The following is an 8,946-nucleotide window of genomic DNA, read 5'->3' on the forward strand; positions in this document are numbered from 1 at the left end:
CGTCGCGCGGATCGCATGTCCCGGCTTGCCCGCGGCTGCCTGCCGCCGACCGCTCCGCCGGGGCCGTACGGCAGCAGCCGGGATCCTTTGCCGGTGACGAGCGTCAGTAAAAAAAATTTGACGCACCATCTTGCCAGCCGGAGCGCCGGCGGCTATGCTGCCCCCTGTCTCCTGCAGACAGAAATTTGCCTTGGAAGGATTTGCATGAAAAAGATCGCGACGCTCCTCCTGACCGCCGGCCTGCTGCTCTCCGCCGCGGGCATGGCCCAGGCCGTCGATTTCAAGATCGGCGGGCAGTGGATCATGGCTTTTGACTACGGCGACAACGGCGCCTTCACCGGCGGCAACGGTCTGACCGGTTACAAGAAGGGCAACGAGGACAGCTTCGAGGCCCGCCAGCGCCTGCGCCTGCAGCTGGATGCCGTGGCTTCCGAGAGCCTGGCCAGTTCCATCATCTTTGAAATGGGCGACCAGATCTGGGGCCAGAACGCCACCGGCGGCGCCCTGGGGGCCGACGGCGCGGTGGTGGAAGTCAAGAACGCCTGGCTGGACTGGATGGTGCCGGATACCGGCATCAAGGTCCGCATGGGCCTGCAGGGCATCTTTTTGCCCAGCATGACCACCGGCAGCCAGGTCTGGGGCGATGACGCGGCCGCCATCACGGCCAGCTGGCAGATCAACGACAACGTGGCCCTCACCGCCCTGTGGGCGCGGCTGTACAATGACAATTTCCAGGATCTCAGGGACAACGGCGCGCGCAGGGACTACATGGACAACGTGGATGCCGCGGCCCTGCTGCTGCCCCTGACCTTCGACGGCTTCCGCCTCACGCCCTGGGCCATGTATGTGGGCATCGGTCCCAACAGCCTGGACGGTGACCGCATCAGCGACTGGCGGAACATCGGTGTTTCCGGCGGCCAGTTCCTGGCGGGCATGCTGCCTGCCGGGGGCGCGGCCCATGACAGCCGCATGGATCTGTACGGCAATGCCTTCTGGGCGGGCCTCACCGGCGAGCTGACCCTGCTGGAGCCCTGGCGCATCGCCTGGGATCTGAACTACGGTTCCGTGAGCTATGACGACGGCTCGGCCAACCGCGCCGGCTGGCTGGCCTCCCTGCTGGTGGAATACGACCTGGGCTGGACCAAGCCCGGCATCTACGGCTGGTACGGTTCCGGCGATGACGACGACCGCGGCAACGGTTCCGAACGCATGCCCTACATCAGCGTGGCCAACGTGCACAACGCCTGGTCGCACTATGCCTTCAACGGCAACGAGTTCATCTCCCGCGAAGGTGCGGTGGGCAACAGCATGGTGGGCACCTGGGGCGTGGGCCTGCAGCTGCGCGACGTCAACGTCATCGAGGACCTGTACCAGACCTTCCGCGTCAACCTCATCGGCGGCACCAACGATCCGGGCATGGCCAAATGGCTGTCCTCGCAGGGCCTGGCGGCCAATTCCGGCGGCATGAACGGCACCGTGGGCATGGACGGCCTGTACCTGACCCGCCAGGACTACGCCCTGGAATGGGGCTTGACCAGCACCACCAAGGTGAGCGAGAACTTCCTGGTGGCTCTGGATGTGGCCTATGTGGCCCTGTGGCTGGATCATGACGGCAGCGTGTGGGGCAACAGCCGCATGAACGGCCGCAACGACGACGTGCGCGACGCCTGGAACTTCAGCCTTTCCTACATGTACAGCTTCTAGCGCGCCTTTCAGGCCCGGCTCCCGGGCCGGAGAGCGCGGCACGGCACAAAACGCGGCGGACAGTTTTTCTGTCCGCCGCGTCCGTTTATGGGCTCCAGCCCGCCTGCCGCCTGACAGGCGCGAAACGAGACCCCACCCGCAACGCGGGTGGGGTCGATCGCATCATGAGACAGGCGCGGGCTGCATGCTCGGGGCAGCCCCCCGTCCGGCGCCCCTGCGGCCGTCTGGGGCACGGCCGGGCGGCTTTCGCCCGGTGCGGGTGCCTAGTCCCGGGCGGGCACGAAGGCGCCGCTGCTCACCAGATCGGCCACCTGGGCCACGTCCTTGTCGCCGCGGCCGGAGAGGTTGACCAGGATGATGGCGTCCTTGTCCATGCCGGGGGCCATCTTCATGGCATGGGCCAGGGCATGGGAGGATTCCAGCGCGGGCAGGATGCCCTCGCTGCGGGACAGGGCGTAGAAGGCCTGCAGGGCTTCCTCGTCGGTGACGCTCACATAGTCGGCGCGGCCGGCGTCCTTGAGTTCGGCCAGTTCGGGGCCCACGGAAGGATAGTCCAGACCGGCGGAGATGGAGTAGACCTCGCCGGCTTCGCCCTTGTCGTTCTTGATCATGTAGGAATGGAAGCCGTGCAGCACGCCGGGTTCGCCGTAGCAGAGCGAGGCCGCATGCTGGCCGTAGCCGTTGCCGCGGCCGCCGGGTTCCACGCCGATCAGGCGCACGCCCTCGTCATGCACGAAGCCGGAGAACAGGCCCACGGCATTGGAGCCGCCGCCCACGCAGGCCATGGCCACGTCGGGCAGGCGACCGGCGAATTCCAGCATCTGGGCGCGGGCCTCGCTGCCGATGACGGACTGGAAGTGGCGCACCATGAGCGGATAGGGATGCGGGCCCACGGCGGAACCCAGCACATAGAACATGTCCGGGTCGTTGACCCACATTTCCAGGGCCTCGTCCACGGCTTCCTTGAGGGTGCGCTGGCCGCTCATGGCCGTATGCACGCGCGCGCCCAGCATCTCCATGCGGGTCACGTTGAGGTGCTGGCGGACCACGTCCACCTCACCCATGCAGATGGTGCATTCCAGACCCATGAGGGCGGCGCTGGCCGCAGTGCCCACGCCGTGCTGGCCCGCGCCGGTCTCGGCGATGACGCGGGTCTTGCCCATGCGTCTGGCCAGCAGGCACTGGCCCAGGGTATTGTTGACCTTGTGCGCGCCCAGATGGTTGAGATCCTCGCGCTTCAGCCAGATCTGCGCGCCGCCCAGCTTCCTGCTGAGGTTGCGGCAGTGGAAGACAGGGCTGGGGCGTCCGGCGAAGTGCAGCAGCAGACGCTGCATCTCCTGGCTGAAAGAGGGATCGGCCAGGGCTTCCTTGAAGGCCTGATCCACTTCGTCCAGACGTGCCTTGATGGGTTCGGGCACATACTGGCCGCCATACGCGCCGAAAAAACCCTGGCTGTCGGGCTGGCAGAACGCTTTGATCTCCTTGCTCATGGTTGCTCCTTTTATGCACGCGGCTGCATGCGGATGGTTTTTCTGTGTGGGAAGTCGCTCACAGTATGCCGTCCGCTCCCGAGCGTCAAGAAAGCCGGCCGCGCGGGGCACGATCCGCTTGCCCGGCCGCAGGCCATGCTGCGGAGCCTCAGCGGCGGGACGGCCCGGTCGGGGCATGATACCGTCCACCGTCGTGCCGTCAGATGCTGCCCCTGCCTCTGCAGTGGCGGGCAGGGCCGTCATGCGAGCCTTGCGCGGAAGGCTGCCCGGTCGGTTCCAAGCCCGCGACGGCAGACAAGGATATGCACGCCCCTGCGCGAAGGACGTCCGGCCCCTGCGGGCTGGTGGAGAGCGGGCGCAAGCCGCCTTCCGGCGCAGGGGCCGCCCCCTTGCCCCCGGCCGCCTCCCATGCCGTCCTGCGCCCGCGCGCGGGGCGGGTGCTTGAGGCACGGGGGATTTTCGTGTAGGTTCAGCCTTCCCAGACCAGAGGAGGCGCGCATGCTGGACGAAAAATATACCGGGAACGGCAAGGTGGTGCTGCTGGCCGGCGGCGGCAAGATCTACACGGACATCGCCGCGCGCTTCGTGCGCAGCGAGCGCAGCCTGGAGGAGATAGCGGCCTCGCCCTATTCCCGCCGGATCGTGCGCAACATCCTGGAAAGCGGCCATCGCGCCGCCCTGGAGTTCGACTTTTTCCTCTTCGGCGTGGAAGGCTATTCCCGCGTGACCGAGACCCAGCTGGTGCGCAAGCGTCTGGCGTCCTATCTCATCAAGTCCGGCCGCGCGGAGCTGGGCGGCAAGCGCCGTTTTTCCGTGGTCTATCCTGAAAGCGTGCGCGATTTCGCCGCCGAGGTGGCCCTGCCCGACGGGCAGCGCGTCCGTCTCAGCGGCCGCGATCTGGCGGACCTGACCCGGCAGTGGTACGATGCCGGGCTGGAGGCCGGCCTGCCGGAAGAGGATCTGCGCTATCTCAAGCCCCAGGCCACGGAGTTCAAGGCCATCATCGGCATGAACGCCCACGCCCTGCTGGACTGGTTCTCCATCCGCTGCTGCCGCAACGCCCAGCACGAGATCCGCCATCTGGCCTGGCAGATGCTGCGCCTGTGCCGCAAGGCCGCGCCGGACCTTTTCCAGGGCGCGGGCCCCAACTGCGTGCAGCTGGGCTATTGCCCGGAAAACCGCCTGCAGAACCCCCAGTGCCGCGGGCATATCCTGACCAAGGACGAAGCCCTGGCCATCCTGCGCGAGCAGCGGGGCCAGCAGGTGGTCAGCCCCGAGAGCTTCGACGCGGAGTAAGGGCCCCCGCCTGCGAAAAAGCAAGAAAAAAAGGGCCGCTTCCCCCTGGAAGCGGCCCTTTGCCGTCGAGAGTCGTCCTCAGCGCAGGGGACGCCCGCTGCCGGACGTCTGGCAGCTCTTGCAGCAGGGCGCCTGCTGTTTGTCCTCGCCGCAGCCGCAGGAGCACTGCCCCCTGCGGGCGGAGGTGATGCACTTTCTGATCATGAAGATCACGGCCACAGCCACGATGATGATAACGGCGATGCTTTGGCCATCCATGGTTCTTTCCTTGTTGTGGAGCGTTTTTTTCCAGTATAGCCCTATTGAAAATGAAAATCAACTTTGATCGGACGCGCCCAACAAAAAAGGGGCGGAGAAGCTCCGCCCCGTGTGGCCGTGCCCGGACGGGGTCATTTGGACATCTTCTTCTGGCAGTCGGCGCAGATGCCGGAAAGGATATGCACATGGCGCAGGAGCAGGAAGCCGTGCTTCTTGGTCAGCTCCTGCTGCAGCTTTTCGATGCGCGGGTCGTAGATCTCCACGATCTTGCCGCAGGACTGGCAGACGATGTGGTCGTGGTGGCTGTCGGGCGCCGCGACCTCATAGCGGGTGATGCCGTCGCTGAAATGTATCTCCGTGGCCATGCCGGCGTCGCACAGGAGCTTGAGCGTACGGTAGACCGTGGTCTGGCCGATGCGCGGATCCAGCTTCTGCACATGCTGGTAGAATTCCTCCAGCGAATGGTGGCCGGGGAGCTCAAAAAACGCATCGGCGATGATCCGTCGCTGGGCCGTGGTGTTCAGCCCCTTGCGGTTCATGAATTCCAGGAATGCCAGCAGTTCTGATCGGTCTTTCTGTTCTTCTTTCATAAAAGAGCCTTCCCCCCGGCATCGTCATAGCATGGCAGGCATGGCCTGCCAAGTCTGAAAGCGCTGTCCGCCCGGCAGTGGACGGGGCCCGCGCCGGCCCCGGCGGCGGCGGCGCGGCCTTCCCGCCTGCTGAAAAATTTTTACCGGCTGTCCGTGAGCGATCGGACGCTTGCCCCGCTGCCCGAAAGGGCGGGGCTTGCCGCCTCCCCGGAGCCGGGCCGCCTCCGTTGCCCTGTCGGCTTCGGCCCATCCGCAGCCGTCCTGGGCGGTGTGGTCGCCGTGGCTGAAACAAGCTGCCATGGCGCTGCGCCGCCGGTGGCCTTCCCTGCGCCCGCTGCGGTCCCGGTCGTAACGATCCTGTAGATGCGGCGGGCGGCGCTGTCCGGGCAGCCGCGTCTTCCGCTCAGAGGCCGTTCTGCTCCGTCGTCCGTGGGAAGCCCGGCCGGAACGCTATCGCTGGTGCTATTTTGCGGGGAGAGGTTGTTTACATTATTTTTCATGATTGTTACCTTGAAAAAAGACTGTATTTTAATTGTATGAAGTGATTAATTATACAGATCGAATAAATTTTTGACGGTGGATATCCATATGGAAAAAAATATTGGAACTTCATCACAAAAAGAAATAGAGAAGACGCTTTTTTCAGCAAATTTTTGCCTTATGTGTATCGCGAATTTATTTACATGTATGGCAATATATTCTGTTATGCCTGTCCTTCCTCTTTATTTGATAGATGTTTTGCATTGTAAAAATTCGATCATGGGGATCTGTCTTGCGGTATTCCCCCTGGTGGCACTTGCGGCACGTCCATTTTCAGGAATAATATCTGATATGATGGATTGCAAGCGTGTTCTTTTGATCGCAACGGCTTGCTGCGCGATCCTTTTCCCCGTCACATTCATGGCCGCGACGGTTTCGCTGTTCATAGGGGTGCGCCTGCTGCACGGCATGAGTTTTTCCCTGATGACGACTTCGCAGGCGACGCTGGCGGTCAGCTTCATCCCTGAGGGCAAACTTGGTATGGGGATCGGCCTTTTCAGCAGCATGCTTTCATTGGGGATGATCCTTGGCCCCATGCTCGGCCTCTATGTCGCGCATCAGTTCTCGTACGCCTTCGCCTTCTGGCTGCCCTTTGTCTTCGCCATGACGGGGACGTGTTTGCAGCTGTTCGTCGCATCACCGCGGAAGGAGCCCGCACCGGGTCCCTTCAGGCTGTCGTGGGATATGTTCTTCATGCCGCAGGGGCTGTACGCGCTGGCCGCCTTGTTCATCGCGGCTTTTTTGCTGGGGATGATCTCAAATTACATCTCGATTACATCTCGGTGCTTGCCAGGGACAACGGCATGGGCGCCTACGCCAGCACCTTCTTCCTGCTGATGGGGATAGGGCTCCTGGTGAGCCGTCTTTTTTCCGGCTATGTCGTCGACAAGGGCTATCTTGTGGCCCAGGTCTGTGCGGCGGAACTGGTGGCCCTGGGCGCTGCCCTGCTCCTCGCGCGCACGACGTCCCCCGCGCTTTTCCTGACGTGCGGGACCCTGCTGGGCATGTCGCTGGGCGCGCTCCTGCCGAGTTATCAGACGGTGCTCGTGCATCTGGCGGACAAAAACAGACGGGGTGTCGCCAATGCCATGTATTTTATCGGCATGGACAGCGGGATATGTCTCGCCCTGCTGGTGGGGGGCTTCATCTCGCAGTCCCTGGGCATGGACATGGCCTATATGATCGCGGCCTGGGGACAGCTCATGGCTCTGGGCATATTCGTCATGTTCGTCGTACCGCGCTATCGCGCCATCATTGGTACAGAATAGAAGGCGTTTTTAAAGGCCGCCAGGGCCGCCCGCACCAGGGCCTGCAGGCAGGGCCGGCGGAGTCCCTTCCCGCCGCAAGGGGCTGCGGCCGCCCGTCTTGCGGTCCGACATGGCCGCATCGAAGCCGGCAGGCGCGTACCGCGGCACGACCATTGGGAAAGAGGCCCAGGTACGGGACGTCATTTCTGTGTACGTCAGCTTCTCTCCGGCATACGGCGATGGGGATTTTTGAGGGCTCCCGTCCAGGATGCCGTCACAACGGTCCCGTGTCCCGTCGTCAGAGCCTGCCGCCACCTCTTGGAATATATCAGGATACGGCATCAGGCAATCCGCAGGTCCGTCCGGTGCAAACACGAAAAGATGCCGGGCTGCTCCCGAAATGCTCCACAGCCGACGCTTCGCCGGGACATGCCCGTGCCCGCCCCTTGACAGCCGGGGCCACTGTGATACTCCGCCCTGCATACCGCAGGAGGGAGCCATGCCTGTCGCGCCCAGGTCCGTTCATGTCATGCTGCACCTTTTTCTGGTGTATATCTCGTGGGGTTCCAGCTACATCGGCTACAAATTCAGCCTGGAGGTGGCCGGGCCCTTCATGGTGGGCGGGGCGCGCATGGTCCTGGGCGGCCTGTTGCTGGCGCTGGTGCTGCTGCTTTCAGGCCGCTGGCGGCGGCCCCAGGGCAAGGACTGGGTCCACGCCGCCTGGATGGGCATGTTCATGGTGCTCATGGCCAGCGGTTTCCTGGCCAAGGGGCAGGAAAGCGTGGCTTCCTCGACGGCGGCGGTCATCACAGGTTCCGTGCCCATCACCATGCTGGTGGCGGGCTGGCTGTTCGCCAACGAGCCCCGGCCGCGCCCCCTGCAATGGCTCGGCCTCTGCACCGGCTCCTGCGGCCTCCTGCTGCTGGCCTGGAGCCAGCAAAACGTGGGCGGCGTGCAACAGAGCAGCCCCGGCGGCATGCTCTGGATCTTCACGGCCACCCTCGGTTGGGTGGCCGGGACCCTGCTGACCCGCCGCTTCCCGTCCAAAAGCCGTCTGTCCAGCCTGCAATCCTGCGCCCTGCTCATTTTCGCGGGCGGCCTGGAGTGTCTGCTGGTGGCCTGCCTGTGCGGGGAGCAGTATGCCGTTCGGCCCGAAAACATCCGCTGGACCGTGGTGCTGGCCTTCGCCTGGATGTGCACCGGCGGCTCGGTCATCGCCTATGCCTGCTATTTCTGGCTGCTGGAGAACGTGCCCATCGCCACGGCCGTGTCTTATGAATATGTGGTGCCCGTGATCGGCATCTTTCTGGGCTGGCTGCTTGGCGGCGAACTGCTGACCGGCACCATGCTCCTGGCCTGCGCCATGACGGTGGGTTCCGTCTTCTTCATCATGTGGCAGCGCGAAAAGCGCTGACGCGCCAGGGCCTGCGGCCGGACAGCGCTCCCGGCAAGGCTCCCGCCCGGCCCTTTCCCGGCCGGGCATGCGCGAAGACCCGCGCGGATGCCCCGGACATCCGTTGCCGCTCTGCCGCTGGGCACGTCGGGCGGGGATGCAGGCAAGGGGCAGGAACGTCCCAGGGCCTGCCGGAGGGAAGGACGTCCGGCGTGGCGTGGATGCGGCATCGGCCGAACGTCCCTTGTCTTGCCCGGTGGGGCTACCGCGCGCAAGGGTCCGGCGGCAGCCGTCGGCCGGCAGGCGGGGCTGTGAAGGAGGCCGGCCAAGAAGGGCGCGCAGGAAGGGCGGAACAGGGAGGAGGGCAGCGCGGACAGGTGCGGAGAAGGCACGGAGACGACGCGGGAGAGCGACGGGGGCCAGATGAC

The 8,946-nt window shown here is 64.6% G+C and carries 8 protein-coding genes; 5 read left to right on the forward strand and 3 right to left on the reverse strand.

The features are described from left to right. The first annotated feature begins 204 nt into the window (after positions 1-204). The gene (locus Q1X76_RS09465; RefSeq protein WP_300719541.1) at positions 205-1,704 is read left to right on the forward strand and encodes an outer membrane homotrimeric porin; all 1,500 of its coding nucleotides are present in this window, start codon (positions 205-207) and stop codon (positions 1,702-1,704) included. A 263-nt stretch (positions 1,705-1,967) separates the two neighbouring features. Here the strand turns inward: Q1X76_RS09465 and trpB are convergent, their stop codons facing one another. Further along, positions 1,968-3,194, reverse strand: coding sequence for a tryptophan synthase subunit beta (gene trpB / locus Q1X76_RS09470; protein WP_300719543.1), 1,227 nt, complete (start codon positions 3,192-3,194; stop codon positions 1,968-1,970). A 498-nt stretch (positions 3,195-3,692) separates the two neighbouring features. On the opposite strand from trpB, the gene thyX reads away from it, so the two are divergent. Then, positions 3,693-4,490 carry an FAD-dependent thymidylate synthase gene (gene thyX / locus Q1X76_RS09475; RefSeq protein WP_300719545.1) on the forward strand — a complete coding sequence of 266 codons (798 nt, stop codon included), beginning with the start codon at positions 3,693-3,695 and terminating at the stop codon, positions 4,488-4,490. 78 nt (positions 4,491-4,568) lie between these two features. Here thyX and Q1X76_RS09480 read toward each other — a convergent pair whose 3' ends face one another. Both Q1X76_RS09480 and Q1X76_RS09485 read right to left on the reverse strand, forming a co-directional pair. Then, positions 4,569-4,748 carry a hypothetical protein gene (locus Q1X76_RS09480; protein WP_300719547.1) on the reverse strand — a complete coding sequence of 60 codons (180 nt, stop codon included), beginning with the start codon at positions 4,746-4,748 and terminating at the stop codon, positions 4,569-4,571. A 131-nt stretch (positions 4,749-4,879) separates the two neighbouring features. Continuing rightward, positions 4,880-5,338, reverse strand: coding sequence for a transcriptional repressor (locus Q1X76_RS09485; RefSeq protein WP_300719549.1), 459 nt, complete (start codon positions 5,336-5,338; stop codon positions 4,880-4,882). 588 nt (positions 5,339-5,926) lie between these two features. Here Q1X76_RS09485 and Q1X76_RS09490 point away from each other — a divergent pair. From Q1X76_RS09490 to Q1X76_RS09500, 3 genes are all read left to right on the forward strand, one after another. Beyond that, positions 5,927-6,715 carry an MFS transporter gene (locus tag Q1X76_RS09490; RefSeq protein WP_300719551.1) on the forward strand — a complete coding sequence of 263 codons (789 nt, stop codon included), beginning with the start codon at positions 5,927-5,929 and terminating at the stop codon, positions 6,713-6,715. Next, positions 6,682-7,146 (forward strand): MFS transporter, encoded by a 465-nt coding sequence (locus tag Q1X76_RS09495; protein WP_300719553.1) that lies wholly within the window; start codon positions 6,682-6,684, stop codon positions 7,144-7,146. Before Q1X76_RS09490 ends, Q1X76_RS09495 begins: the two co-directional genes overlap by 34 nt. Before the next feature lie 478 nt (positions 7,147-7,624). Beyond that, positions 7,625-8,539, forward strand: a complete 915-nt coding sequence (locus Q1X76_RS09500) for an EamA family transporter (RefSeq protein WP_300719555.1) — start codon at positions 7,625-7,627, stop codon at positions 8,537-8,539. Positions 8,540-8,946 lie beyond the last annotated feature (407 nt).

The organism is uncultured Desulfovibrio sp. (assembly GCF_949282365.1).
In the GTDB taxonomy this organism is placed as follows: Bacteria; Desulfobacterota; Desulfovibrionia; order Desulfovibrionales; family Desulfovibrionaceae; genus Desulfovibrio.

Bases quoted from the DNA above. Each gene is read 5' to 3' on its own strand.
- Q1X76_RS09465 (WP_300719541.1), top strand. From the start codon at position 205: ATGAAAAAGATCGCGACGCTCCTCCTGACCGCCGGCCTGCTGCTCTCC.
- trpB (WP_300719543.1), bottom strand. From the start codon at position 3,194: ATGAGCAAGGAGATCAAAGCGTTCTGCCAGCCCGACAGCCAGGGTTTT.
- thyX (WP_300719545.1), top strand. From the start codon at position 3,693: ATGCTGGACGAAAAATATACCGGGAACGGCAAGGTGGTGCTGCTGGCC.
- Q1X76_RS09480 (WP_300719547.1), bottom strand. From the start codon at position 4,748: ATGGATGGCCAAAGCATCGCCGTTATCATCATCGTGGCTGTGGCCGTG.
- Q1X76_RS09485 (WP_300719549.1), bottom strand. From the start codon at position 5,338: ATGAAAGAAGAACAGAAAGACCGATCAGAACTGCTGGCATTCCTGGAA.
- Q1X76_RS09490 (WP_300719551.1), top strand. From the start codon at position 5,927: ATGGAAAAAAATATTGGAACTTCATCACAAAAAGAAATAGAGAAGACG.
- Q1X76_RS09495 (WP_300719553.1), top strand. From the start codon at position 6,682: ATGGGCGCCTACGCCAGCACCTTCTTCCTGCTGATGGGGATAGGGCTC.
- Q1X76_RS09500 (WP_300719555.1), top strand. From the start codon at position 7,625: ATGCCTGTCGCGCCCAGGTCCGTTCATGTCATGCTGCACCTTTTTCTG.